The 25900-nt window shown below is 38.1% G+C and carries 27 protein-coding genes, 1 pseudogene and 1 other annotated feature; of the genes and pseudogenes, 6 read left to right on the top strand and 22 right to left on the bottom strand.

The window, feature by feature from the left end; genetic code table 11:
* Positions 1-64: 64 nt before the first annotated feature.
* The 7 genes from BABA_RS06725 to BABA_RS06755 form a co-directional block, all read right to left on the bottom strand.
* Complete coding sequence (locus tag BABA_RS06725) at positions 65-952, bottom strand: DMT family transporter (protein WP_007084393.1); 888 nt, start codon at positions 950-952, stop codon at positions 65-67.
* A 133-nt stretch (positions 953-1085) separates the two neighbouring features.
* Positions 1086-1523, bottom strand: a complete 438-nt coding sequence (locus BABA_RS06730) for a GNAT family N-acetyltransferase (RefSeq protein ID WP_007084394.1) — start codon at positions 1521-1523, stop codon at positions 1086-1088.
* A 21-nt stretch (positions 1524-1544) separates the two neighbouring features.
* Positions 1545-1829 carry a hypothetical protein gene (locus BABA_RS06735; RefSeq protein ID WP_007084395.1) on the bottom strand — a complete coding sequence of 95 codons (285 nt, stop codon included), beginning with the start codon at positions 1827-1829 and terminating at the stop codon, positions 1545-1547.
* A 252-nt stretch (positions 1830-2081) separates the two neighbouring features.
* Positions 2082-2438, bottom strand: coding sequence for a hypothetical protein (locus BABA_RS06740; protein WP_211214164.1), 357 nt, complete (start codon positions 2436-2438; stop codon positions 2082-2084).
* Between the two features lie 110 nt (positions 2439-2548).
* Positions 2549-3823, bottom strand: coding sequence for an FtsW/RodA/SpoVE family cell cycle protein (locus BABA_RS06745; RefSeq protein ID WP_007084397.1), 1275 nt, complete (start codon positions 3821-3823; stop codon positions 2549-2551).
* A 7-nt stretch (positions 3824-3830) separates the two neighbouring features.
* On the bottom strand, positions 3831-4238 hold the full coding sequence (locus BABA_RS06750) for a PadR family transcriptional regulator (RefSeq protein ID WP_007084398.1): 408 nt from the start codon (positions 4236-4238) through the stop codon (positions 3831-3833).
* A gap of 3 nt (positions 4239-4241) precedes the next feature.
* Positions 4242-4775: a sigma-70 family RNA polymerase sigma factor gene (locus tag BABA_RS06755; protein WP_007084399.1), complete on the bottom strand. Its 534-nt coding sequence runs from the start codon at positions 4773-4775 to the stop codon at positions 4242-4244.
* 235 nt (positions 4776-5010) lie between these two features.
* On the opposite strand from BABA_RS06755, the gene BABA_RS06760 reads away from it, so the two are divergent.
* Together BABA_RS06760 and BABA_RS06765 are read left to right on the top strand one after the other, a co-directional pair.
* Positions 5011-6012 (top strand): permease, encoded by a 1002-nt coding sequence (locus BABA_RS06760; protein ID WP_007084400.1) that lies wholly within the window; start codon positions 5011-5013, stop codon positions 6010-6012.
* Between the two features lie 12 nt (positions 6013-6024).
* Entirely contained in the window at positions 6025-6954 is a 930-nt protein-coding gene (locus BABA_RS06765; protein ID WP_007084401.1) for a TIGR03943 family putative permease subunit, read from the top strand.
* A gap of 42 nt (positions 6955-6996) precedes the next feature.
* Here the strand turns inward: BABA_RS06765 and BABA_RS06770 are convergent, their stop codons facing one another.
* The 6 genes and pseudogenes from BABA_RS06770 to BABA_RS06790 form a co-directional block, all read right to left on the bottom strand.
* Positions 6997-7872, bottom strand: a complete 876-nt coding sequence (locus BABA_RS06770; RefSeq protein WP_007084402.1) for a metal ABC transporter permease — start codon at positions 7870-7872, stop codon at positions 6997-6999.
* Positions 7818-8525, bottom strand: a complete 708-nt coding sequence (locus BABA_RS06775; RefSeq protein ID WP_007084403.1) for a metal ABC transporter ATP-binding protein — start codon at positions 8523-8525, stop codon at positions 7818-7820. The genes BABA_RS06770 and BABA_RS06775 overlap by 55 nt, the downstream gene beginning before the upstream one ends.
* A 108-nt stretch (positions 8526-8633) precedes the next feature.
* Positions 8634-9626: a metal ABC transporter substrate-binding protein gene (locus BABA_RS06780; RefSeq protein ID WP_007084404.1), complete on the bottom strand. Its 993-nt coding sequence runs from the start codon at positions 9624-9626 to the stop codon at positions 8634-8636.
* Positions 9627-9710: 84 nt separating this feature from the next.
* Positions 9711-9860: a 50S ribosomal protein L33 gene (gene rpmG, locus BABA_RS26385; RefSeq protein ID WP_007084405.1), complete on the bottom strand. Its 150-nt coding sequence runs from the start codon at positions 9858-9860 to the stop codon at positions 9711-9713.
* An 18-nt stretch (positions 9861-9878) separates the two neighbouring features.
* Positions 9879-10307 (bottom strand): annotated as a pseudogene (locus tag BABA_RS06785) (CobW C-terminal domain-containing protein); the annotation flags it as partial.
* A gap of 293 nt (positions 10308-10600) precedes the next feature.
* Positions 10601-10990 (bottom strand): SET domain-containing protein, encoded by a 390-nt coding sequence (locus BABA_RS06790; protein ID WP_007084407.1) that lies wholly within the window; start codon positions 10988-10990, stop codon positions 10601-10603.
* Between the two features lie 160 nt (positions 10991-11150).
* Here BABA_RS06790 and BABA_RS06795 point away from each other — a divergent pair, with 160 nt between their 5' ends.
* Positions 11151-11555 (top strand): hypothetical protein, encoded by a 405-nt coding sequence (locus tag BABA_RS06795; RefSeq protein WP_007084408.1) that lies wholly within the window; start codon positions 11151-11153, stop codon positions 11553-11555.
* A 39-nt stretch (positions 11556-11594) separates the two neighbouring features.
* On the opposite strand, the gene BABA_RS06800 is transcribed toward BABA_RS06795, so the two are convergent.
* On the bottom strand, positions 11595-11924 hold the full coding sequence (locus BABA_RS06800) for a hypothetical protein (RefSeq protein ID WP_007084409.1): 330 nt from the start codon (positions 11922-11924) through the stop codon (positions 11595-11597).
* 168 nt (positions 11925-12092) lie between these two features.
* Here BABA_RS06800 and BABA_RS06805 point away from each other — a divergent pair, with 168 nt between their 5' ends.
* Entirely contained in the window at positions 12093-12521 is a 429-nt protein-coding gene (locus tag BABA_RS06805; protein WP_007084410.1) for a VOC family protein, read from the top strand.
* 45 nt (positions 12522-12566) lie between these two features.
* Here BABA_RS06805 and BABA_RS06810 read toward each other — a convergent pair whose 3' ends face one another.
* Positions 12567-13079, bottom strand: coding sequence for a YbaK/EbsC family protein (locus BABA_RS06810; protein ID WP_040345523.1), 513 nt, complete (start codon positions 13077-13079; stop codon positions 12567-12569).
* A gap of 322 nt (positions 13080-13401) precedes the next feature.
* Between BABA_RS06810 and BABA_RS06815 the strand changes: the two genes are divergently transcribed.
* Complete coding sequence (locus BABA_RS06815; RefSeq protein WP_007084412.1) at positions 13402-14313, top strand: EamA family transporter; 912 nt, start codon at positions 13402-13404, stop codon at positions 14311-14313.
* Positions 14314-14491: 178 nt separating this feature from the next.
* On the opposite strand, the gene BABA_RS06820 is transcribed toward BABA_RS06815, so the two are convergent.
* Positions 14492-15211 (bottom strand): YebC/PmpR family DNA-binding transcriptional regulator, encoded by a 720-nt coding sequence (locus BABA_RS06820; RefSeq protein WP_007084413.1) that lies wholly within the window; start codon positions 15209-15211, stop codon positions 14492-14494.
* A 267-nt stretch (positions 15212-15478) separates the two neighbouring features.
* Entirely contained in the window at positions 15479-16744 is a 1266-nt protein-coding gene (ilvA, locus tag BABA_RS06825) for a threonine ammonia-lyase IlvA (protein ID WP_007084414.1), read from the bottom strand.
* A gap of 97 nt (positions 16745-16841) precedes the next feature.
* Positions 16842-17093, bottom strand: a binding site (T-box leader).
* Positions 17094-17326: 233 nt separating this feature from the next.
* Here ilvA and BABA_RS06830 point away from each other — a divergent pair.
* Positions 17327-17839, top strand: a complete 513-nt coding sequence (locus tag BABA_RS06830) for a gamma carbonic anhydrase family protein (RefSeq protein ID WP_007084415.1) — start codon at positions 17327-17329, stop codon at positions 17837-17839.
* A 73-nt stretch (positions 17840-17912) separates the two neighbouring features.
* Here the strand turns inward: BABA_RS06830 and BABA_RS06835 are convergent, their stop codons facing one another.
* The 5 genes from BABA_RS06835 to BABA_RS06855 form a co-directional block, all read right to left on the bottom strand.
* A complete protein-coding gene (locus BABA_RS06835) occupies positions 17913-18377 on the bottom strand; it encodes a GNAT family N-acetyltransferase (protein ID WP_007084416.1) in 465 nt (154 codons plus the stop codon).
* A 118-nt stretch (positions 18378-18495) separates the two neighbouring features.
* Positions 18496-19683 carry an amidohydrolase gene (locus BABA_RS06840; protein WP_007084417.1) on the bottom strand — a complete coding sequence of 396 codons (1188 nt, stop codon included), beginning with the start codon at positions 19681-19683 and terminating at the stop codon, positions 18496-18498.
* A gap of 71 nt (positions 19684-19754) precedes the next feature.
* Positions 19755-21152: an MFS transporter gene (locus BABA_RS06845; protein ID WP_051186019.1), complete on the bottom strand. Its 1398-nt coding sequence runs from the start codon at positions 21150-21152 to the stop codon at positions 19755-19757.
* A gap of 357 nt (positions 21153-21509) precedes the next feature.
* Positions 21510-23870: a helix-turn-helix domain-containing protein gene (locus BABA_RS06850; RefSeq protein WP_235749601.1), complete on the bottom strand. Its 2361-nt coding sequence runs from the start codon at positions 23868-23870 to the stop codon at positions 21510-21512.
* 30 nt (positions 23871-23900) lie between these two features.
* Positions 23901-25850, bottom strand: a complete 1950-nt coding sequence (locus BABA_RS06855) for an FUSC family protein (RefSeq protein WP_007084420.1) — start codon at positions 25848-25850, stop codon at positions 23901-23903.
* Positions 25851-25900: the final 50 nt, after the last annotated feature.

Genomic DNA, 25900 nt, shown 5'->3' on the forward strand with positions numbered 1-25900 from the left:
AGCACCTGTTAAAGTAAAGCCTCCGATGGTAGAGCATGGCAATCTACGTACCTTCACAAAATATCTATTCCATATACTTCTTATAATTTCGTTTTAACAAACTTTTAAAATCTAGTTCAGCAATTAGAACACTTATTAATAAGAGTATTGCGCCTAAATAACCTCTAGATGTAAGAGTTTCGCCCGTGAAAATGAAAGCAAACATAGAGGAGAAAACAGGTTCTAATGTAAAAATGAGACCTGCATGAGTTGGACTGGTATGTTGCTGGGCAATGATTTGAACAATGAAAGCAATTCCCGTACAAAATATACTTAATGCCAAGATTGCAAACCATGACTCATAATTGTCGGGAAGTTTTGGTTTTTCCATAAAAATAGAGAAAATAATACTAAACAGTCCAACAAAACCAAGTTGTAAAACTCCAAGAGAAATGGCATTTACTTGCTTAGCCACTGCTCCTGTAATCATGATATGAACTGCATAGAATAAAGCACATAGAATACAAAAAAGATCACCAAAACCTATCTTAAATTGGTCATGTAAGGTTAATAGACCTACTCCTACTATTGATAAAACAATTCCGAAAACAACTTTTTTTTCAGGTGTTTGTTTTAAGAATACAGAAGATAATAATGGTATAAATATGACCGTGAGACTAAATAAAAAACCAGCATTCGAGACGGATGTATACTTCGTACCGAAAGTCGCAAACACATAAACAATAAACAAAATAAACGATAATATAAAAGCATATTTTACTGTTTTAAAATCAGTCTTAATTAAGTGCTTGTAAAATACAATCCCTGATAAAAGAAATGCAAGAGTGAATCGTAATGTGATTAAATTATATTCTTGCAGATAGTCGAGACCAATTTTAGTAAGTAAAATCGATCCACCCCAAAAAAATGTAATCATTAGCAGCATTAAATCAGCTCTAAGTTGTATTTTCATCTATTTTCCCTCGTTTTTTCTTGAACTAAATGTCTAGTTTGATTCAAATTTATATCTCAAAATTTCATATGCAAATTGGTACTCATTTTAACCTACATTTTTAATGTTTGCGATCGAACCCATTAATAAATTTTTATATAGAAAAATAATAAAAATAATGGGACTCCTTAATGAAGCCGATTTTTTCATAAAGCCTTTGTGCAGTCGTATTATCCGCGGCAGTTTCTAGGAAAAGTCCCTTTGCCCCTGTTTCTTTGGCTAATTCGATCGCCATTTTCATTAAGGATTCTCCCACACCTTTTCCCCGTGCTGTTTCCTTCACAAATAAATCATTTAATACCCATGAACGCTGCATACTTACACTGGAAAATGAAGGATAAAGCTGTACAAAACCAAGCGGATTCAATCCATCAAGAGCGATAAAAGCAACAGACTCTTCGTTCAGAATTCTTTCTTGTAAAAACTTTCTTGCCCCTTCCATATCTGATTTTTGTTCATAAAACTGCCTGTACAAATCAAATAGTTCCGTTAAAGAATCAAGTTCATTTAGTGTGGCTTTTTGAATATGCATTTTATTTTCCCCCTGTTTTAATTAGGTATAATAATTCCCATGAATCGCTGACTGAGCAAGATGCTCTTGTCCTTTTTTTACATAGATATCATACTGCGTATTGTCTTTAAAGCGAACATCGATTCTTGAATTAAATGGGGATTTTGTTTGATATTTAACCCCAGCATGTTTTAACCTTGCAGCAACAGCAAAATATTGGTCATGCCCAAAAGCCGTATAGATCAATGTCCATCTTCTATTAAACATGATTTGAACGATTGAAATTAGGAAGGTTAGTAGCAATAGAATAAATAATGCTTGATACATATTCATTCCCCCTCATATTTGTTGCTCATATCGTTGAATCCACCATGGCACTTTTGCATCATTATTTACTATTCTGTACGTTTCATTTTATTCCTTTATGATTGGTGTTATTTTTTTTAGGAAAGCGAAAAAGCCTTGAAAGACCAAGGCTTTTTCTGTAAACAGCAGGGCATACCAAACTAGGTTATTGTTTTTATTAGTAATTTCGTTTACAAAGTTGAATTTTGTTTTCGACTAAAGGTTGGTGGGTATTCAACCCATGTGGCCATATCCACCATGAACCGGGAATCCTCCCATTCCTCCATAGCCTGGGTATCCTCCCCAGCCGCCATATCCACCATGCCCTGGGTAACCTCCACCCCAGCCGCCATGCCATCCATGACCCGGGTAACCTCCACCCCAGCCGCCATGCCATCCATGACCAGGGTATCCTCCTCCCCAGCCGCCATGCCATCCATATCCTGGGTATCCACCCATGCCGCCAAAACCTCCCATGCCTGGGTATCCGCCCATGCCTGGAAATCCACCTGTACCCATGCTGCCAAATCCACTCATTCCCGGAAAACCACCCATACCCATGCCTGTGTTAAATTGTCTCATATCGTTCATGTGAGCATCTCCTTTATATAGGTTACAGTCTAGACTATGTTGAAACCGTGAAAAGGCATAGGCGGATGTCCTGTTTTTTGTTAACTATTTGAGTTGGCTTAACCAAAAACTTAAACAAAACCGTTTGAAATTAAATCTTTCCTTCGATACACACTTAACACAATCCCTATTAAGAAGGAATTTAACAAAACCGGCATTACCCCATAGCTTATAAAAGGCAATGCAATCGAAGTTTGCGGAAAGACTCCTAGGGTCATTCCAACGTTACAAGCCAGTTGCACCCCATAAAGGGCAATCGCACCAATCAGAAGCAGTTTAGCATAAGAATCATGTAGCTTATTGGATATGACAATAAATCTTACCATAATGAGGGAAAGAATGATGACCAGAGCAATCGCAAAAAGCCATCCGTAAATATAGGTTAAACTTACAAAAACAAAATCAGTATGAGCTTCCGGGATAAATTCCTTGTTCCCTGGGTGTCCAAACCAGCCCGCTTTTGACATTAATTCTTTTACTCGTAATGGTAGATATCCTGCCCCGTTTGCATATTTTTTGGGGTTTAAAAAGGCAAGAATTCTTACTAATTGATAAGTCTGAAGAAGTTGCCAAGAAATAAAACCAATAATCAGGACTAAACTAAAGGTTATTCCCGAAATAGACATCATTGTTTTCCTGCTAAATTTACTCCACCAAAGCATCACGAATACCATAACAGAGTACATAAAAATGATCACACTATGTGGAAAGTTTAAGAATAATAGGATTGGGACGAAAAACAAAATAGCAAATTGCCAGATTTTAAGCTTCTCTATGGTAAAAAATGAAGCCCAGGCAAGGAAAAAGAATGGCAGAGACATTGAGCTTTCTAATGTAATAATGGACGGGATCCTAATCATCGGTACCCCATTAATCATCGAATTAGAAAAAAACATGATGGCGAGCAAAAAGAGAACCCCTATGGAATAAAACAACCATCCCTTTGATTTCCATTTGCGATAATCAAGAAACATGATTCCTATTGCGGCACCACCGCCGAATATTACCATAATGGTCTTACTGACGGAAAAATGTCTCTCGTCTATGTATCCAAGCGCAATCATCGGTAAAAACCCGAGTCCTAAAGTCGATGCCAATAGGAGGATCATGAACCAATCCACCTTTGGCTTGTGAAGCTTATTCATCTGTTTTCCTAACTTGCTGGGGCTACCCATTTGTTCAATTGCCTTTTCTTCGGCTTCTGCTTCGGTCAAACCCTTATCCATCCAGAGATTCTTTGCTTCCTGTAAATGATAACCTAATTCATCAGAAACATATTTCTTTGCTTCCTTTGATTTAATTTGTTCTGTGACCTCATGTAAAAAAATATACTTTTTATTTGCCACTTTGATCTCACCCCTCAAGTAATTCATGAAAAGCAAAGCGGTTTTTCGTCTGCTTCTTGGCCGCTTTTTGCAAGATTTTCCTTCCTTTATCTGTTAATCGGTAATATTTAGCTTCCGATTCGTTCCAAGCTGCTTGGATGCATTGATTCTGTTCCAGCCGATGAAGGAGAATATAGAGAAATCCTTCGTTATCCTCAAATTTTCGGACTCCTCGTCCACGCAAAAGTTTTGCCAATTCGAAGCCGGTTTTTTCTTGGACAAGAAGCTGCATGACAGCGAATAAGATATCCTCTTCATTTTCGTCCTGTTTGTTAATTTTTTCACGAATGTCTTTTCGATGCTTTTCGGTAAAATTCAACTGCGCAAAAGTAGTTCGATCCATCGATTTTTTTAAATTTTTTAAACGATCCTCCATGCCTTATGCCTCCAATCGTTCTTTCAAAAGTTCTTTCGCCCGTTTCAATCTCGTTTTCACTGTGTTATCACCCGAATCTGTAAGAACAGCGATTTCCCTTATCGGCAATTCCTCATAATAAAAGAGATAAATTACTTCCCGATACTTAATTGGAAGATTCATAATCGCCGCAATCAATTGATCATCCTCTTCTTTTTGAATCACGACCTGCTCAACCATTTCCTTTTTCGTTTGACTGTTTGCCGGTTCTTCATCCGTCGTGACGACGTTCCTGTTATACCAGCTCTTCAAGTAGTCCTTGCAATGGTTAATGGCAATCCGCCATAGCCACGTCCGTAGCTTCGATTTACCGCTATATGTATGAAGAGATTTATAACATTTGATAAAAATATCCTGGGTCAGATCCTCAGCAAGCCCTTTATTTTTCACATAAGAATAAACAAGCTGCAAGATCTCCTGCCCATAGCTGGTCATAATTTCATCGATAAGTGCTTCCTTATCTTCAGTTTCTAACAATTCTGCTGTTAATTCTTCCACTTCTGTCCCTCCTTGCTATTTCTTAGACGATTGATCCCTCATGGAAGTTTTTAAAAATGGTACAAAAACTTGTTTTATTACATTTTCAACAAATAGGAATTATTACGATTTACTTTTAATAGTATAGTTATGTACCCAAATTATATACAGTTTGACGGATTTAGTTGTCATGAATCTACTAGATCATCATACTATTATTTTAGGAATTAATAGAGCTGAGGAGGGAATAATTATAGTGTATTACGTAACCAAGTTCATAAAAGATAGTTTCATCTTGCTATTATTTTGTCACTTTGTCTTCCTATTTCTTTTTGCAGAGTTAGTGAATAAGCTATCTTTATTCGGTAAAATCCCTGGCTCTTTTTTCAATGTGAATACCATTTTCCTCAGCATTATATTAGAAGCGATTCCGTTTATCTTGTTGGGTGTCTTTGTTTCAGCGATTATTCAGGCTTTTGTATCTGAAAATACGATTCAGAAGATCGTGCCTCGTAATGCATATTTGGCAGTTATTCCAGCTGCCTTAATCGGCATCCTATTTCCTATTTGTGAATGTGCGATTATTCCAGTTGTTCGCAGATTAATGAAGAAAGGAATGCCTGCACATGTAGGGATTGTTTTCATGCTAAGCGCTCCCATTATTAACCCTGTGGTATATGCGTCCACTTATTTTGCGTTTAAAAGTACGCCTTATATGGCAAATGCAAGAATGTTTGTTAGTTTTATCTGTACGATTGTCATTGGATTGATTGTTTATCATTTTTTCCGGAAAGCTGACATCTTACGGGTAGAGAAACACATTCATCAACACGATCACCATCATCCACAGAAAAATAAGCTGTTGACAACATTTTATCATGCTAGTGATGAACTTTTTGATATGGGAAAATTTTTATTAATTGGTGCGTTCTTGGCAAGTTTGTTTCAAGTCTTTTTCGATCGGAATGTGTTGTTGTCACTAGGGACAAGCACAACCGGCGCACCGGCAGTGATGATGGGCTTGTCGTATGTTTTGTCTGTCTGTTCCGCGGCTGATGCCTTTATTGCTTCATCCTTTAGTTCTACTTTTACAAAAGGTTCGCTGCTTGCTTTTCTCGTATTTGGCCCAATGCTAGATATAAAAAACACGTTAATGCTATTTGCTTATTTTAAAAAGAGATTTGTCTTATTCCTTATGTTTGTCATCCCGATTGTCGTTTATATTTCAATCTCTATTTTTCAAGGAATCGTTTGGTAGGAGGCGGTAGTAATGAACAGAAAAAATATCAAAAAAAATTCTTATCACCATTTCATTAGAGGAGTTATTCTTGTTGGGTTTATGCTGCTGCTTTTGAAACTACTCCTGACAAATCATATTACCCTGTTTATCGCACCGAAGATGAACGGCTTTATTTACTTTACTTTGTTTGTTTTTCTAATATTAGGGGTTCTTTTAATCTTTCGTAGTACCTCTGAAGACAATACCTACTACGAGTGTGGGTGTGAGGGCGGACATTCCTATCCTAAGTCGATAGGTAAGAGCCTGTTCCTGTATTCGATTTTTATTATTCCTATTATAACAGGGCTACTTTTTGCCGATCATGTCCTTGGCAGTTCTGTGGCAAAAAATCGAACCCTGAAACTTGGCGCCGATTCACAGAATATTTCTATCACTCAAACTGAAAAAAATAATAAAGATGTAGAAAAGAACCAATCCATTTCTGAACCAAGTCAACCTAATCCTATTTCCGATCCTTCATCCTCGGAAATGCCTGAACCATTAACACAAACGGAATATTCCTCATTAACAAACAAACTTATCCAGTCAACTAGTGTTAATGTAACAGATGCATCCTACGTCCCGATGATCAATATTATTCAAGATAATTTAGATAAAATGATAGGAAAAACGATTACTGTTAAAGGATTTATCTATCGCGAAAAAAATTTCTTTCAGGATCAAATCGTTGTTGCTCGATATGGAATCACTTGCTGTGTGGCAGATGCCTCCGTATACGGAATAATGGCAAAGGGGAATGTGTCGGGCTTACCAAAAGATAAATGGATCCAAGTAACAGGTACGATTGATCAAACTAAATACGATGGATCTAAAATTCCCATTATAAAAATACAGGATTATAAAATCATTTCTGTTCCCAAACAGCCATACGTTTATGATGCCGGGGTGAGAATAGATTAATTTGAATTAAAAGAGCTTAGATTCTAAGCTCTTTTAGATTACTTAATTGTCAAAAGATCTTTTTTGCGAAACCTGAATAATTTTTCTGCTCCTCCGTTTTACTAACCTAGCGTAATGCTGAACCAGCTTCTGCACCAGTAACCCCACTAGTAAGATTATGATTAAGATCAGCGTAATGGTAGCACCTGGAGGCGTTCCTAATTCGTAGGAAGAAACAAGGCCAGCATATATACTTACAATCGATGTACCTTCAGCCGTGAGAATGACCAATGTAAATCCTTTAGCAATGCGTATCGCGAAAGCCGCCGGTAGGACAAGGAGGGCAGAGACCAGTAATACGCCAATGGTTGGAATAATCACCGAAATCGCCAGACCGGTGATTATACTAAATGAGAGAGAAAGCAAATTGGTATTAACCCCACTCGTATAGGCGGTGTCTTCATCAAATGTCATTAAATACAAAGGTCTTTTAAGCATAATAAAATAAAGAAGAATACAAATGGTAACCACTGTTAATACCTTTACCTGTAATGGACTAATCGTCACGATGGAGCCAAACAGGTATTGATCGATAGAAGTCGTATTCCCGCCATTACTGATACTCATCAGAAATAAGGCAAACGACAGTCCCGCAGCCATCAAGATAGCAATCGAGACTTCTGAATAAGTTCTGTATGCCCGGCGCATATATTCAATCCCGATTGCACCGATGACGACTATTAAAATACTAGAAAAAGTGATATCGATATGAATAAAAAAACCAATGGCAACTCCTGAGAGTGAGATATGGGAAAGGGTGTCGGCCATTAATGCCTGCCGCCTTAGAATCAGGAAAACTCCTAATAAGGGAGCAATGATCGCAATTACTCCTCCAGCCCATAAAGCCCGTTGCATGAATTCAAGACTAAGCATTTCCATCCCCCATGTTCCCCCCTTTCTAATTGAAGTGTTTTTGTAAGATATGAATCTACCTCATCCTGATTATGCGTAACTATAATCACGGTTCTTCCATGCTCTTTTACTTGATGGGACAAAAATTCGTAGAACGCCTTTCTGCTGCTTGCATCCATTCCTGTCGTTGGTTCATCTAACACAAGTAAATCTGGTTCTGATGCTAAGGTCCGGGCAATACAAATTTTTTGTTTTTGCCCTCCGGATAATGAGCCAATCTTATGGTGGCGAAACTCCCACATGTCTACCATTTTTAAGGCATTCTCTACTAATTGTGCATCCTGAGGGTTTAAACGCTTGAACCACTTTCCTTTTTTAAATCTTCCTGAACGAACGAGTTCCAATACTGTACTGGGGAAGCCTGAATTAAAGGAGGCGATTTGCTGGGGGACATACCCAATTGTAAGATTTTCTCCATTTATGTTGGTTCTGCTTACTGATACTGTCCCTTCCCAAGGTTTAAGCAATCCAAGCAACAACTTAATTAATGTAGTTTTGGATGCACCGTTTTGTCCGGTTATGCCAACAAACTCCCCATTTTCGATATCAAATGAAACTCCGTTTAAGCTTGGCAAATGAGTATAGCCAAACACAATATTTCGAGCAGATGCAAGAATCATTTTTAACAACTCTCTTTCCTTTATTTTATAAGTCCTACCTAATACGAAAACGAAAAAGTATATCGACTCGTTTTCGTTCGCACACTTTTTCGTTAAAATGAATTCCCTTTATTGCGAGAGTGTTTCCACAAGGGACTTTAAGTTGTTTTTCATGACTTCAATATAATTCAATCCCTTTGCCTGATCTTCTTTGCTGAGACCCTCAAGTGTATTAAGAACTTTTGTTTTTGCTCCGATTTCGCTTGCCAGTGTTTCTGCCACTTTTGGAGAAGCCAATTCTTCAAAATAAATCGTGTGGAGATTATGTTCTTGGGCAAATGTTTTAAGTTCTGCTAATCTCGCCGCACTTGGTTCCTCTTCTGGAGATAACCCGGCAATTGGGACCTGGTTAAGGCCGTATTCCTTTGTCAAATAACCAAATGCTGCGTGTTGGGTAATAATTTCCTTTCCAACATAATCTATCAGGCTGTCACGATAGCTTTGATCGAGTTCTTTAAGCTGCTGGATGTATTCTTGACCATTTTTCTCATAAACTTCTTTGTTTTTTGGATCCTTTTTCACAAGGGCTACTGTGATCGTCTCGACTTCTTTTTGTGCTAGCGCTGGGCTGAGCCATACATGAGGGTCCATGACGTGGTCATGACCATTCTCATCCTTATGGTCATGTTCTGTTGCGTTCCCATGATCTTCTTCTGTAGTCCCTTCCATTAAAGCAATTCCCTCACTGGCCTCAATAAATAAAGGCTTTTTATTTTTTCCTAGAGAATCCACCACCGATGGTACCCAAGTCTCAAAAAATGGACTATTATAAACAAGAATATCTGCATTCTGAATGTTCGCCATATCCTTGGGTGTAGGTTCCCATCCATGGGGCTCTGAATTTGCAGGAATGAGTAGATCCACAGTTGCTTGATCTCCCGCAATGCTTTTTGTAAATTCATACATTGGATAAAAAGTGGTTACGATATGAAGCTTTTTATCACCAGCCGTGCTTTCTTTTTTATTTGCTGTCTCTTTTGAGCTGCATGCTGAAATTAACGATAAACATGCTATGGTTACAACGCCGGTCTTTATTATTTTCGTTATTTTATTTTTTTTCAAGTTCCTCTCTCCCCATCGTTCAATTTAAAACGAAATCTTTACGATTTAAATTTTATAAAAAAATTTAACTTCTAAGTAATCCCGTTACTTTGTTTCTCTATGTAACGTGTGTCTCTTTAACCGAGGGCAATACTTTTTCAACTCAAGTCGCTCAGGGTTCGTTCGCTTATTTTTGGTTGTGATATAATTTCGATCTCCTGTTTCTGTGCAAGATAAGGTAATGTTTACTCTCATTTTTTCATCCTCCAGAAATTAATTTATGGCCGCTTCTGTAAATACTGGCAGTGGATCATTGAACAAAGACCAATCCTGTAATAAATCCTCATCTGTTAGCAAACAGTGATCAAGTGAACGCTCAATATCTCCGTGATTCATATCAATCCCGATCAACACGAGTTCGGTTATCCGGTCTCCATATGTATCATCCCAACGCGTCAGCAGTTTTGGTTCCTCTTTCAATATTTGCTTCTGTTCTACCTTTGGATAGGATGCAATCCATTCACCGGCTCCCTGAAAGGTAATCGATGGCCCTGCTTGCGAAATAAGGCAAGCGATATTGTTCCGTGATGCCAGCCATATAAAACCCTTAGCACGAACCACTTCTACCGGCTAATTTTCTAACCAATTCAATAAACGCTCCGGGTGAAATGGCCTTTTCATTCTGTAGACAAACGAAGAAATGTATCCAAAACCTCATGAATCTTCTTTCTTCTCAACTTTACCTCTCTCCTTATTTGTTTTTTGCAAATAGGAATTACATTTATTCATATGGCAGTTAAATCAAAATCATTACGATTTAAATTTCAAAAAAAATTTAACTGTCTACCTACCTACTGTAATTCACTATATATAATAAATCGTAACGATTACTATTTGCAAGTACTTTTTTAAATTATGTCAAAAAAAAGAATCACTTTTTCATAAAAAAAAGGATAGATCAAGCAGAATTACTGCTTTCACCTATCCTTTTTTATTTATTCTTTTTCTCCATCTTTATGAAACCAAAGTGGCTCTTGGTCATCCTCGTCACCATTATAATTGATAAGGATTTCTTCCCCCGCTTTTATATCCTTGTAAGCATAGAAGTCAAACGTGTGATTTGGGAAATTTATTTCATAAGTGGCATTGGGTTCATACGAATGGTTAAACAACATACCATATCCTAATACAAATGCGGTGTGGTTTACCCCATACTCAAATGCATAATCGGCAAGCAGGGTTTTTTCAATATGAACATGCTCCTCATTAGGATATGGAATTACGGGTGCCGCATGAATCAGCTTCCCTTTTGCAATATCTTCGGTAGCAAATACGCCTCTATTTAATTCCCCATCGCTTAGCTTTGAAGTTTTTATTTCAATCATAGTAATCACCTATAAAGTTCTTTCCAATGAAGTTTTTAATCATACTTAAGCTTGCCATTATATTGGGAAGAATGCAATTGTTTTTTATTTCTGTCCAAGTGGTTATATTTTCCGCTATTCATCATAAAATGGAATATACGTTCGTAGGGAGGCGAGGATATTGTTTAGTAACAATGATTCCTTTATTACAGGTGAGATGTTAGTCAGGTATTACGAACTGAATAAACAGAAAAAGGAATTGGAACTGGAAATGAATCAATTAAAGGATATGTTTCAAACTTATTTTAATAATCTAGTTGGATCCAATCATAAAGGGGAAATTACCATCAGCGGTTACAAGCTGCAAAGGCAGATTCGCAAAACGGAAAAATACAATGAGGATGAAACGATAAGGAGATTAGAAGAATTACAGTTGAATGAACTCATACAGGTAGTTAAAAAGCCGGATGATGGAAAAATAAAAGCAGCTCTAAATTTAGGATTGCTTCAGCCTAATCATCTGGAAGGTTGTGTAGTCACAAATTATACACCGGCCATTTCTGTTAAGCCAATCACACCGAGATAGGGGAAAAAACCCACGCCTCCTGAAGGAACGTGGGTTCAATTATTTGATCATTTTTCTCAGCATATAACAAGCTCCATCTTCAGCAAAATATAAGTATTCTCCATTATTCACATTAAATTCCACATTTGTTTTATCGTACACCAGTTTGGCAACCAAATCATATTGCTCTAATATTTCTCTCGCTGGATTAAAAATGAAATGATTATGGCCAATGGTTGTAACAAATCCTTTGGGATTCGATCTCCTTTCAGGTTTTAATTCTGTATCCCACTTTCCATTAATTAGTAATGTATCAGCAGAGACTTTCGACTTTCTATTTTGGATCGACCAAACCTTCCGGCAATTACAGCGATATATTTTGAATTTCATCACCTTTTACCTTCTTTCAATGATGTTAATGAATGAAAAATTCAAAATAACGTTTATGCCATTGTATTCTCATGGTGCTCAATTTATTAATATGGTTTTAATTGGAATGTGGAAAGGAAAATGGTACAATCACCAATGGTTACATATTAATGCGAAGGAGCAATGTACATGTCTCTTGATGTTTACATGAATTTTAATGGAAATTGCCGCGAAGCAGTTGAATTCTACGCACAAGTTTTTGGAACAGAAAAGCCGAAAATCATGACATTTGGTGAATCACCGCAAGATCCTAATTACCCGCTTCCTGAAGAAGCAAAGAATATGGTGATGCACGCACGTATAAACATTGATGGAAGCAATGTCATGTTCTCTGATGTCTTTCCAGGCATGCCTTTTGATCAAGGAAACAATATCACCCTTGCCATCGTTAATCGGGATAAGGATAAAATTATCGCTTATTATGATAGGTTAAAAGAAGGCGGTACAGTTGTAATGGAGCTACAAGAAACCTTCTGGAGCAAATGTTATGGTCAAGTAACCGATAAGTTTGGAATTCAATGGCAATTAAATTATGACAACGGCGAAATGGCGATGTAATATAAAAAGGATGTAGAATCTTTTATGATTCACATCCTTTTTTCGTTACACTTTAAGTTGTTGGCTAACTTTTAATAGGGCTTCCTCTTCCCATCCTTTGCACACATCAACCCACTCAACCGCAGAAGAATATTGAAATAATTCAACCTTTGATAACTCAATGGCAGAGTTCGTGCTGCCACAGGCCGGAAATAGGGTCTCGAATCGTTGGATGGACACATCAAGGAAAACCTCAAGATCATTTTTCAAACCAAATGGGCAAACACCTCCGATTGCATGTCCAGTTTGTTCAAGAACTTCATCGGGTGAGAGCATTCGCGGTTTGAAACCAAATTTTTGTCGAAACTTTTTGTTATCGACCTTGGCATCACCAGCAGCTACAATCAGAATAGCATTGTCTTCTGAACCCCTGAAAGATAAAGTCTTAGCAATACGCGCAGGCATGACACCAATTGTTTCCGCAGCTTCGTCAACAGTAGCACTAGATGTTTCAAATTCCATTACATCCATTTCACGATTCCATTGTTTGAAATGGGCTTTAACACTTTCTAAACTCACCTTTTTCATCCTTTCCATATGTATTATCTTGAATAATAGCATACGTTAAAGAATTAAAGCGAAAATACGTCTCCCAAATTAATAAAATTACTAAATGCTTATTGCTATACCACGCTATCTAAGATAAGTCATTAAGCTATTAATAAGTTATATAAGTGCTAGCAAATGGATATCGGTTTCTATCTCTAGAAATTTACTACTTGAAAAAGCCGACGAGTAAAAATTTGAAATTTTTATCAATCCTTCTTTCTGAAAAGTGATATAATTTTTGTTATATTTGTAGATTTAAAGTTTGTATGGCTTTGTACTTGGAGGTAAAAACATGAATTCACAAAGTGCAGTATTGCCCTATCCAAGGGCAAAGGGAATTATTTTAGTTCTAATAGCAGCAACTTTTTGGGGAGTTTCCGGGACAGTTGCCCAATATTTGTTTCATCAACAAGGTTTTAGCACGAACTGGCTTGTGGTGACCAGGCTTATTTTTTCAGGTATTGGTTTATTACTGTTTTCACATTCTGTTGGAAAACAAAATATTTGGAGCGTATGGAAAAATAAAAAGGATGTTGTCCGCCTGATCATCTTTGGAATCATTGGTATGTTCGGCGTACAATACACCTATTTTGCCGCAATAGAGCATGGGAATGCGGCAACGGCAACCGTCCTCCAGTACCTAGCACCAATCATCATTGCCTGCTATTTATGCCTGCGAGCAAAGTCATTACCGGCAAAACAAGAAGTGCTGGCGATTGTCCTCGCTCTTTTTGGAACCTTTCTTCTTGTAACCAAAGGAAGTGTTCATTCGCTATCCATTTCAGGTACGGCATTTTTCTGGGGAATTCTTTCCGCTTTTGCGCTCGCATTTTATACACTCTATCCTGGCAGTTTGCTATCAAGATGGGGATCACTGATGACAGTTGGTTGGGGAATGGCAATTGGCGGCATCGGCTTTGGTTTCATCCATCCACCCTGGAAGTTTCAAGGTGATTGGAGCCTGACGTCCTTCTTGGCCGTGGTGTTTGTTGTTATTTTTGGCACGTTGATTGCCTTCTTTTGTTATATGGAAAGTTTGAAATACATCAGTGCATCTGAAGCAAGTCTGCTTGCCTGTGTCGAGCCATTATCAGCAGCCTTTTTGGCCGTTGCCTGGCTGCATGTATCCTTTGGTGCCGCTGAGTGGATCGGATCCTTTTCCATCATCGCCACGATATTTATTTTATCAGCTGTAAAAAAATAGGCAGACCAAAATGGCCTGCTTATTTTTATTGTCTAGCTCCAGGTGCCATCGGCTGGTGTACTTCGCTCTTCTCCCTACGATAAGTCAAGCGCGGATGCGCTTACGCTCTCCGTGTTTCCTTTATCTCAGTCGAAGCGCTCTAGTCCATACGCCGATAAACGGGCACCTTACGCTTTTCTTATTCACCTAAATCCACGTTGTGGTAAACCTGTTGCACATCTTCTAAATCTTCTAATACATCGATCATTTTTTCAAATTTAGCTAAACCATCTTCAGGAAGCGTAATTTCATTTTGCGCTAGCATAGTTAATTCAGCAACGGTAAAGTCAGTAATCCCAGCTTGTTTAAATGCTTCTTGAACGGCATGGAATTGATCTGGCTCTGCATAAACAATCACCGAATCCTCTTCTTCGATAATGTCACGGACATCGACATCTGCTTCCATTAATAGTTCAAGTACATCATCAGCTGTTTTTCCTTCGACACCAATAACAGCTGTAGCATCAAACATATAGGTGACAGAACCGCTAACGCCCATATTCCCGCCATTTTTGCCAAAAGCTGCGCGCACATCAGATGCGGTACGGTTTACGTTATTTGTCAGTGCATCGACGATAACCATGGAACCATTTGGTCCGAAGCCCTCATACCGAAGCTCGGTATAGCTTTCCTCGGAACCGCCCTTTGCTTTTTCAATCGCACGGTCAATTATGTGTCTTGGTACATTGTATGTTTTTGCACGCTCTAGAACAAATTTTAACGCTTGATTTGATTCAGGATTTGGTTCACCCTGTCTCGCTGCAACATAAATTTCAACTCCAAATTTCGCATAAACACGACTTGTATTAGCGTCTTTTGAAGCTTTCTTTTCTTTAATATTGTTCCACTTACGTCCCATTATGAACACTCTCTTTCCGAATTGAATCAACACAAAATTATTATAAGAAAAAAAGCATACTTTTTCACCATAACAAATTTGACGTTTATGAATAATATGATTAACTGGCAAACAACACCTTATAAAAAGGATGCTTTCAATACACAGATAATATTATACATCAAATGTTTCATTTGTTAAGTATCCAAAAAACAAAAAAATATAAGAAATGGCTCGATTTTCAAAAAAAATGGATCAATCCATGATTAAATGGATGATCCTTTCACCTTACACAAGCATCTGAAACAACGTACTATCATTATTTACTTCCCGATAAATAAAACCCTTTGCATTAATCCGAGCAATTAATGGAAGATAGTCATCTTTATCTTTTAATTCGATCCCAACCAATGCCGGTCCTGTCTCACGATTATTTTTTTTCGTATATTCAAAATGGCTGATATCATCATTGGGTCCAAGAACGTCAAAAAGGAATTCACGTAATGCTCCGGGACGCTGCGGGAACTGAACAAGAAAATAATGCTGCAGGCCTTCATAAAGCTTTGATCGTTCTTTAATTTCTTGCATCCGACCGATGTCATTGTTGCCGCCGCTCACGATACAAACAACTGTTTTTCCTTTAATTTCTTCAGCATATGTATCTAAAGCTGCAATAGAAAGTGCACCCGTTGGCTCGACGACAATGGCATTTTCATTATACAAGGATAAAAGAGTGGTACAAACCTTGCCTTCCGGCACGACAATGATATCATCGACAATTTCCTTGCAAATCGTAAATGTGTTTGAGCCGACCGTTTTTACAGCCGCACCGTCAACAAATGGATCAATTTTCTTTAGCGAGGTTACTTCGCCTTTTAAAATGGATTCCTTCATACCAGGTGCTCCTAGCGGCTCGACCCCGATTAATTTTGTGTTTGGTGAGTAATGTTTCAAGTAAGTCCCGACTCCGGAAAGCAATCCGCCGCCGCCGATTGCGGCAAAAAGGTAATCGATTTTTTCAGAACAATCATTGAGCAATTCAACTGCCACAGTTCCTTGACCGGCAATGACATCGTAATCATCAAATGGATGAATAAAGGTTCGATTTTCAGCCTGGCAGCACTCCATGGCTTTTTCATAAGCATCATCAAAGGTATCTCCAGTTAACACAATTTCGACGCTGTCTTTGCCCCAAAACTTCACTTGTTTCACTTTTTGCTTTGGCGTTGTAGTTGGCATAAAAATCTTGCCGTTAATATTCAATAGATGACAAGAGTAAGCGACTCCCTGTGCATGGTTACCTGCACTGGCACAAATAATCCCATTCTGTAGTTCTTCCTCATTTAGCTTTTTGATCCGGTTATAGGCCCCACGGATTTTAAAGGAGCGGACTGCTTGCAAATCCTCCCGTTTTAAGTATACGTGACAGTCATATCGTTCTGACAGTAAGTGATTGTACTGCAGCGGGGTTGGGGAAATTTCATCCTTAATATTATGGCTGGCAAGGATGATATCCTCGACATTAAACATTCTCTTTTCGACTTGTTGACTCATTTCAAATTCCTCCTCTGTATTTCTACAATGCAGCTAAATAGTTTTTGTCTGGTAAATGAATTAGTTTTTTAAACAACAAAAAACCCGCCCCTAATGGAATAGGGACGAGTTAGCTCGCGATACCACCCTACTTCCGCAATTGTGAAATTGAAACTGCGGCTCTCGATCGACGCACCATTTTTGAGTACGTGTTCCATAATAACGGCGGACATTCCGGTACAGCTTACTTTTACGGTTCAGCTATACATCTCAGAGATGATTTTCAGATAAACCCGTCATCGACTTCCACCAACCGTCGACTCTCTGCGGGACAAGGCACATATCCTACTCTTCTCGTCATTGATTCATATCTAATTTTAGATAAGGGTACCACCGAAAATAAACCGTGTCAATGTATTTTGACTATTTTAACTATTTTGTTAATTATAAAGCGCTTTCATTTGGTGCCTGACACCGTTGCTACTATTATTCATATTGTAAAATTGTTAATTGTTTCTCTTTTCTTTCAACAATAATGACGGATGAATGCTATAATTATTTGAAAATACAATTATTCTGATAATTAAAAGGAGTGGATTGGTAATGAAGATTCCTTATAATGGGAAGTCCCCAACGATTGATGATTCTGTTTTTTTTGCACCTGGTGCTTACTTAATTGGTGATGTCCAAATTGGCAAGGATTCAACCGTGTGGTTTAATGCAGTCCTCCGTGCTGACGATGGCCCGATTATTATTGGTGAACGATGCAGTATCCAAGATAATTCGACCATTCATTTATATGAAGGTTTTCCAGTGGTGATTGAGGATGATGTGACCATCGGACATAATGTTATATTGCACGGCTGCAAGGTCGGAAGGAATTCCATCATTGGCATGGGCTCCACACTATTAGATAATGTAGAGGTCGGAGAGGAATGCATTATTGGTGCGAATACGCTGCTTGCTGGTGGGATTAAGATACCGCCCCGCTCCCTTGTACTAGGCTCACCAGGGAAAGTAGTCCGTGAGCTATCCGATAAAGATTTACAAATGCTGCAAATGTCCAGCGAGCATTACGTGCAAAAAGGGAAAGAATTTAAGGAGATTCTTAAATAATTCACATTAAAATTCCGAAATGTTCAAGAAATCCACCCAAGAAACGGGTGGATTTCTCCTATTAAGCAATAGATCATTTTATCTTTTTTTCGTATTCTATTAGAGTTAATCGATCATTTACTTTAAATTCCTTCGTCTTTTTATAGCCGAATTTTTCATAAAAATGGCGGGTACGAGCATTATCCTTAGGAGTGTCTAAACTCCATTCCTTAACTTGTGGGAATTTCTTCTCTATGTGTGTCAGGACTTTGCTGCCTAATCCTCGATTTTGAAGATTCGGGCTAAGAAAAATGCGAAACAAACGATAATGGGTATCCGTTATTTTCACTAAACAGATACCGCCTGAAATTTTCCCATTTAGAAAAATAGTGTAATGAAGAGAATGTTCGAGTTTATATTTAAAAAAATCTAATGGTTCAGCAGCAGGACTTGAATCATAATCCTTATACTTCTTCAAATCGGATTGAAAGGCCTCTTTTTGAATATTTAATAGGGTTTCAGCTTCGTTCATTTTTGTCCTAGTGATTTTTAAATCCATCATCTCACCTCGAATATACATTTCAATCATTATATGAATCGACAGCGGAAATGAAATATAAAAAAATCACCAAATTAAGGGAAAAGGTGTCAGGCACCTAAATTTCGTATTCTATATCCTAATCTAACTCATAATAACCACAAACCACATATGCTACTGCTTTTGCTGCTACGAGAAGTGAATCTTCATCGATATCAAATTTAGGATTATGATTAAAATATGGTTTTTCCACGCCCTTAGGTGTACAACCGATATAGAAGAAGCATGAAGGGAATTTTTCAGCATAATAAGCAAAGTCTTCGGATGGCGGCATAGCTGGCCACTCTTCTACTTTGGTAATATCTTGATCATTTGCACTCTTTAAGAATTGAGCAACTTTCTCTGTTAATTCTGGGTTGTTATAAAGTGGTGGATAATCATTTTCGTAAGTTAGATCACATGTTACACCAAATTCTTCTTCCAGTCCTTTTACTATACGTTTCATTTCTTTTTCAATGGTTGCCTTTGTTTCAACCGTCATATAACGAATATCGCCTTCAAGCTCTACGCTGTCCTTAATGACATTAAATGTACCTTTCCCATCAAATGAACCAATCGTAATGACACCAATATCAAAAGGGCTTAGGCGACGGCTGATAATTGTTTGAACGGCTGTAACAAAATGAGCACCAGCTACAATGGCATCATTCGCTAAATGTGGTGAAGAACCATGGCCGCCTCTCCCTTGAATTTTTAATTTCATATAAGCCCTGCCGTTAAAGGAAAATCCAGCATGATAACCAACCACTCCAGCTTTGTCCATTGGCAGCAGATGGATGCCAAATATATTGTCTAAGTCGTCAAGAATGCCAGATTCGACAATACTTTTTGCCCCGCCTGGCGGAACTTCTTCTGCATGTTGGTGAATAATTTTGATAGTACCAGGAATTTCATCCTTTAATTTAATGAGGCAATCCGCTAAGATTAACAAATAGGCTGTATGTCCATCATGCCCACACCCATGAAAAACGCCTTCATTTTTTGATTTAAATGGTAAATCGGTTTCTTCGACAATTGGGAGTGCATCAAAATCAGCGCGCAAACCAATATTTTTCCCAGGTTTGCCGCCTTTTATGGTTACGATAACTCCGTGTCCATTACCTACATTCGTTTGAACTTCTACGTCCTTACCTTTATAAAAATCAATAATATATTGAGCTGTTTTTTCTTCTTTAAAAGAAAGCTCAGGATTTTCGTGGAGATGTCTGCGAATTTTGATCATTTCATCCTTTCGAGATTCTAACATCTCCATTAATTTACTTTTCATGATCTAACCACCTTTTTATTATTTTCGAAAGCGCCACTAAATGTGGCGCGTTTTACATTTCCAATTGCTAATTATTCCGTAATAGGACGTTGGCTGGTAGCCTTTGATTTTGTAGGAGCAGTAGATGTTTTACCGGCATCTCCTGGTACCATAAAGATAATAGATAATATTGAAAGTATACCGAATATTACGTTTACGATAATACCTATTGAAGCAGCTGTTTCAAGATTTCCATTGGCTGCGATTGCACCGTAAACAGTTGCAGAAATCGCGACCCCGAATGCACTGCCAAGTGAGCTTGCCATTTTATAAACTCCAGCTGCCTCACCGACTTTATCAGCAGGAGCATTAGATACAGATGTATCTGTCGATGGAGTTGCATATAATCCAAGTCCAAGTCCAAATAGGGCAAATCCAATAAAGACGACGATCGTATAAGTAAGGTCCGGTAAGAAGGTTAAGCCCATTATTGCCACACCGACTGTCGTAATCAAGGCACCCCAAATCATTGGTAATTTGGCGCCTACCTTTTGTAATATTTTCTCACCGACACGAATCATCGCAAGCACTGCTACTAAATAACCAAGTGATAGCATACCTGATTGGAATGAATTAAATCCACGACCTACTTGTACATACGTATTCGCTACAACTAGTGTACCAGCAATCGCATTCAGCAAGAAATTGGAAATAGTTGCACCAGTATAAGGCTTATTTTTAAATACAGCAAAGTCAATCAGTACGATATCTTTCCTTTTTTCAACTTTGATGAAAACAATCAAACCTATGATTGTGACAATGAGTAGGCCAATTGTAAGCGGGCTTGCCCATCCTAAATCTGCTCCGTAATTAATAAATACGTTCAAAGCAAGCATTGTAATGATAAAAATAACTAAGCCAGTGTAATCGAATTTAAAAGCGCCTGTAGATTCTTGTTTACTTTCTGGCGTGGCTTTCAGTAGAAACATACCAATAAGAGCAAAGATGATAGAAAAAATGAAAATCCATCTCCAACCCATATAGGTTGCAATTGCACCACCGGCAAAAGAGGCAACCCCTGATCCGCCCCAAGAACCGATAGACCAGAAACTAAGAGCACGCTGGCGATCTTTCCCTTCGAAATAAGCTTTCATTAATGCAATGGTTGAGGGCATAATACATGCAGCTGAAAGACCTTGAATGATACGTCCAATAATTAGCAATGCGGACCCGTGAGCTAAAACGAGGCAAAGTGAACCCACTATACTCAAAATAAAACCAGTATAGGCAATCTTTTTACGCCCAATTTTATCGGCAAGTCCACCAGCAGCAACGATAAACATTCCTGAGAACAAAGCCGTTAAACTAATGGCAATGTTCACCGTTCCAAGTGAAATACCCAAATCTTTTTGAACAGCAGGAACCACATTGACCATTGCTTGTGCAAATAGCCAAAATGTAATCACACCAAACACAATTCCTGTTATCATTTTATTTGTACCTTTGTAACCTGTTTCCAAGGTTGAACCCCCCAATATGTTTTATTTGTTAACCGTTAACTAAAATAATTATTAATAAAACCTACATTAAGTATTTGAATAAAATACCTCTACAATTCATCTGAAATATATATATTCTTTTGAAGATAACGGTTAACTCATATCTTGTTCATACACTTATTATAGAAAAATCATCACATGAAACTGAGTCAATTCTTGTTTAGTTTTGTTGTATTTCTGGTCAATTTTTTAACAGCACGTCTTTTATCGCTAAAAAATGACGTTGATTTTTGACATTAACTCATATTTGGACAAAAAATAGCCATTGATACGGAAACATATCAATGACTAATCTGAAAACTCAATTGCTTTGCGGATATCGAAAAAATGGATAGCGTTTGTCGTCATATAGGAATAAAACACCCATTCATCATCAATGGACTCATCAAATAGTTCTAATGAAGGATGACTGGAACGGGTAATATAATCAATAATTTCAGCATCCATTCCATATTTACTACTCAATTTCCACCAATTTGTGTACAATGCCCCATTGTCTTTGTCAAAAATATACTTACGCACCTGATATTCTCCTCGTTGTATTCCAGAAATTTTTACGCGAATATCTTTATTTAGCTTTTGAAGAAAAGCTTCCTCAATTGAATAGTACGGATTTACATAATTACAATTCATGAGAACCAGCTGGTAGCCCCGATTCGTTTGCGTCATGAGATAGTCGTGGCCCTTTGCCACTACCTCTCCTTTCAGTTTGTTCGCAAATAACATCGCATAATAGGCGGGACGCTTTCCTTTAAAATAATGAAATAATTCCAACCCTTCAAGACGGATCCTTAGATTCTGTTTATCCTCTTCATGTAATTCAGTATTTATCCAAAAAGCTAGCGATTCGATTTTATTGGCTAAATCCAAGGCATTTTTTAACACTAACGCACCGCGGAAAAACGTGCCATTTGTATAGCGTGTATTTCCGGAAAGCGTATTCCACGATACGAGAAACAGCGGTTTATCAATCTGATGCTGCTTTAAAAATCCTTTTACCTTATTAGTTGTATCCGCTATGTATTCCTTAGCCAAAGAAAAGCGATCATCACCCATTTCGGTAAAATCAATCACTTCATTTTGGTTTGCATGATAGCCGATAAAGTCAATGTGATCCCCTTCTTTTACTTGCCAAATGTGCTCTTTCGGAATTTTTTCATCATAAAAAGAAAATGGCAGAAATACACCGACTTGAATTCCCGGTACATGCTGTTTAAGGAGGCGGTATAATTTCAAGTAGACCTGCTGTAAGCTATTGGACTCCACCGCGGTAAAATACGGTTCATAAAACATGAAATGCCATTTAGACAGATACCGTTCTCCATAAACCTGCAAACAATGGTGTAATAACTTGGCTAGCTTACTGAAATACTGTTTTTGGTCTTTGGAGATTTCTTGATAATCTACCCGCACAAACAATGATAGATTATGTTTTTCCATAAAATTTAATGCTCCATTAATGTTGAAGTAAGACGAGGTTGTGGCAACCCGTTCATCCGTTTCCACAGAGGGAAGAATGGTTGTCCCACTCACCAAATGGCGAATCCCAATAAAGCCTAATCCTAATTCATCTTTCACCATTAACACCTGCGAACGCACATCTTCTTTTAATAATTCCTTTAATTCACTAATCATCAGGATGTTTTCCGGAAGATCGATCAATCCCTGTTTTTCTCGGGTAAGTTCAATTGACAATTCTTCATAGCGTGTTTCCGTATTAACATACATTTTATCGTCAGCTGTAAGGATCATCCCTAACTTAGTTAAAACATCTAGAGACTTCATTAGTGTTTCCGAATCATTCAAATTATAGCGGTTGACGGAGTCCATTTGTTGTTCTGCGGAATGTGTTTCTCGATATTCGTGAGGTGTGACACCATAGACCTCTTTAAAAAGATTCGTAAATGATTTTATATTTGGAAATCCATTCTTCATCGCAATCTGAGAAATAGAATCCGCTGAATAAAGTAAGTCCTTTACACCGTGCTTCAGTCTAATATTCATTAAAAATCGGCTGAAACCCATCCCCATCTTTTGTTTAAAATAGCGGGATAAATAAGCGGTTGATAGAAACGTCTTCTGCGCCATTTCCTCTAACGTAATCAGCTGCTCATAATTTCTTTCCATATAATCAATGATTTGTGTTAACCGTTGATCATCTGTATCGATTTTTTCAAAAGCTGTTCCTTCAAAGCTGAAATTACGAATAAGAATGATTAGTATTTGACAGATATTCCCTTGAATTTCAAGCTTATAGCTTTCCTCTCTTCTTAAATAGGTAATCATCATTTCCGCCAGTAATTTCCTAATATTATCAACCTTTAATTCCCGACCCATTTCAACTTCCTGAGAAAAGCATTTGAACCTGCGAATGTGATACTCTGGATAAAAGCGGTCGATAAAGGAATCCGTAATGGTTAACAATAGTACGCAATTGTCTTTCGTACCGTGAAATTGATACAGTTGATTGCGATTAAGCAGCAGCAAATCATTCTCACCTAATGAATAAAAGCGGCGATTCGTTTCCACTGTTAATACATCATTAATAACAAAGACAATTTGGATCCCCCTATTTACCTTTGGCGCAACATATTCAATCCTATTAAGCTCAAGAAAAAAATCCAATCCTTGGTCTTTCAACCCATTCACCTCTATATCGAGCCCCATAACCCTACAGGTCTAAGAGATCGTTTTCGTTTCTGTTTTATTGATATGTTTCTCCCCTAAAGCGTTTTGCAAATCGACGATTTCCTTTTGGATTTTTGAGAATCCCTGTATTTCAGGTACCTTCTTCCGAACTACTGTTTGTTTATTCTCAACTGCACTTGCCATTGATTCAAAGACGAATAATATTTGGGCGAGGCTTTCATCCGGAAGAATTGGCCGGTTACGCATTTTCAAACATGCATCAAGATGAAATCGCAACTGTTCCATTGAAAAAATGGCTGGCCATAATTCCCCTAAAGCTGATTTATTGTTCGGGAATTCCCCTAAAGCTGTTTTATAGATAATTTTTAAATTATCAAAATTCGTGTGCATTTTGGTACGTGCAGGGATCTTTTCTAAAGAAAAGCCCTTGCTTTGTTCTGAAAATAACACCTGAAAATACTGCATCTGACTGCGAATGGTTTTAGCCATGGCATGTGGCAGCCTGCTTGAAGCGGACCTTCTTCCTGTTAAATAAGTACCAAGCAGCCCTATAAAGCAACCAATTAACACGTCTGTTATTCGTGCTGTTGCAAAAATGGACAACTTATGTAAGTGTGTCGAACTTTCAGCGATTAATAAGGCGTTTGGTGTGATGAACATGGCAGCAAGCGCATAATTCCTTACAATATAAAGCTCAGTCAAGGTTGTCAGTACAAAGATGATGAACACAATTAAAATTCCTTGGGGTTTTGCCGAAAGAATGATGCTCGCTGCCAGAATTCCTATGATTGTCCCTAAAGTTCTCTGGATTGCGCGATGAAGGGTAGACATAATGGTAGAACCCAGCATAACTGCAGCACAGGATAACGGGATCCAATAGGATCGGTAAAAATCAAATGAATACGCAACAATCGCCGCAATCGTAAGGATTGCTCCATAGCGAACGGCAGAAAGAAAGACTATCGAGTTTTTGTCAAAAGCACCACCGAATAGAGTAGTTAATGGACGCTTGAAAATGGTAATTTCTTGATTGATTTTCGAAACAGGCTCATTCATTATGGCGTCAGCATCAAAGATTTTGCGAAATAATTGGTAGATGTCATCATCCATTTCTTCAGGGAGGCGAAAATTTAATCGCGTGTTCATTTTATGATCGATTGAATGGACAATCCCCCTGACAGCTGCTGCTATTTCGGGGGGTAGCTTTCCGCTTTGTTCAGAAAAGCGCTCCATGACATGCATAAATATAGTATTGGCGTGATTATTTAACAAGATTAACCGCTTGAACAATTCCTTACTTCGCCATGAAATGTATCCAGCCAAAAGAATATCATCCGTATCCTTCATCTGCATCACGGTTCGATGCCTTGCTTGATTATAGTTTTTCGTACCGATGGATTCTAAAAAGCATGCTAGTTCTGAATATACTTTTTTTACAGCCCTCATTTCAGGTGCATGTGGATGATAAAGCCAACCAACCATTCCAATTAACCATGAAAGCAGCCCGCCCAATAAAACCAGACCCGCTCTCAACGGGGCAAGGGCAGGATTAATCGGCATCCCTGAAGTCATGGAAAAACATAAAACAAAAAACACTGCTGCTGGCCCCGGAATTTTCAACGCTCCAAAAATAAATGTCCCTACTGCTCCAATAACTCCGACCATTAATGCAAATACCAATGGGTACGGAGCAAGCATCGTTCCCATACCAACCGATAGGCTCAGCCCAACCATCACCCAAAATAATTTATTCGCCCTCTGTGCATATGGCTCATTAAAAACATAGAGATAGGTAAAACCCCCAATCCCTGCCTGCATTCCATACGCTAAATTTCCGTTAAGCAACCCAATGAGGGCCGGGATTGCCGCACAAAAGCCGGCGCAAATCGCTTTTGTCCATGGAAAAGGATTCTTTTTAATTTCTAGTGCCTGCTTTACAAACTTGAATATTGACGGTGACGTGTGCATCTTTTTACCCAAATCGCAAACCTCTTTCGACGAAAATCTTTGTTTAAAAATAGTATTCTCAA

It is taken from the genome of Neobacillus bataviensis LMG 21833 (assembly GCF_000307875.1).
Classification (GTDB): domain Bacteria; phylum Bacillota; class Bacilli; order Bacillales; family Cytobacillaceae; genus Neobacillus; species Neobacillus bataviensis.

Bases quoted from the DNA above. Each gene is read 5' to 3' on its own strand.
- BABA_RS06725 (WP_007084393.1), bottom strand. From the start codon at position 952: ATGAAAATACAACTTAGAGCTGATTTAATGCTGCTAATGATTACATTT.
- BABA_RS06730 (WP_007084394.1), bottom strand. From the start codon at position 1,523: ATGCATATTCAAAAAGCCACACTAAATGAACTTGATTCTTTAACGGAA.
- BABA_RS06735 (WP_007084395.1), bottom strand. From the start codon at position 1,829: ATGTATCAAGCATTATTTATTCTATTGCTACTAACCTTCCTAATTTCA.
- BABA_RS06740 (WP_211214164.1), bottom strand. From the start codon at position 2,438: ATGAACGATATGAGACAATTTAACACAGGCATGGGTATGGGTGGTTTT.
- BABA_RS06750 (WP_007084398.1), bottom strand. From the start codon at position 4,238: ATGGAGGATCGTTTAAAAAATTTAAAAAAATCGATGGATCGAACTACT.
- BABA_RS06765 (WP_007084401.1), top strand. From the start codon at position 6,025: ATGAACAGAAAAAATATCAAAAAAAATTCTTATCACCATTTCATTAGA.
- BABA_RS06770 (WP_007084402.1), bottom strand. From the start codon at position 7,872: ATGGAAATGCTTAGTCTTGAATTCATGCAACGGGCTTTATGGGCTGGA.
- BABA_RS06775 (WP_007084403.1), bottom strand. From the start codon at position 8,525: ATGATTCTTGCATCTGCTCGAAATATTGTGTTTGGCTATACTCATTTG.
- rpmG (WP_007084405.1), bottom strand. From the start codon at position 9,860: ATGAGAGTAAACATTACCTTATCTTGCACAGAAACAGGAGATCGAAAT.
- BABA_RS06790 (WP_007084407.1), bottom strand. From the start codon at position 10,990: ATGATTGAAATAAAAACTTCAAAGCTAAGCGATGGGGAATTAAATAGA.
- BABA_RS06800 (WP_007084409.1), bottom strand. From the start codon at position 11,924: ATGAAATTCAAAATATATCGCTGTAATTGCCGGAAGGTTTGGTCGATC.
- BABA_RS06805 (WP_007084410.1), top strand. From the start codon at position 12,093: ATGTCTCTTGATGTTTACATGAATTTTAATGGAAATTGCCGCGAAGCA.
- BABA_RS06815 (WP_007084412.1), top strand. From the start codon at position 13,402: ATGAATTCACAAAGTGCAGTATTGCCCTATCCAAGGGCAAAGGGAATT.
- BABA_RS06820 (WP_007084413.1), bottom strand. From the start codon at position 15,211: ATGGGACGTAAGTGGAACAATATTAAAGAAAAGAAAGCTTCAAAAGAC.
- ilvA (WP_007084414.1), bottom strand. From the start codon at position 16,744: ATGAGTCAACAAGTCGAAAAGAGAATGTTTAATGTCGAGGATATCATC.
- BABA_RS06830 (WP_007084415.1), top strand. From the start codon at position 17,327: ATGAAGATTCCTTATAATGGGAAGTCCCCAACGATTGATGATTCTGTT.
- BABA_RS06835 (WP_007084416.1), bottom strand. From the start codon at position 18,377: ATGGATTTAAAAATCACTAGGACAAAAATGAACGAAGCTGAAACCCTA.
- BABA_RS06840 (WP_007084417.1), bottom strand. From the start codon at position 19,683: ATGAAAAGTAAATTAATGGAGATGTTAGAATCTCGAAAGGATGAAATG.
- BABA_RS06845 (WP_051186019.1), bottom strand. From the start codon at position 21,152: ATGATAACAGGAATTGTGTTTGGTGTGATTACATTTTGGCTATTTGCA.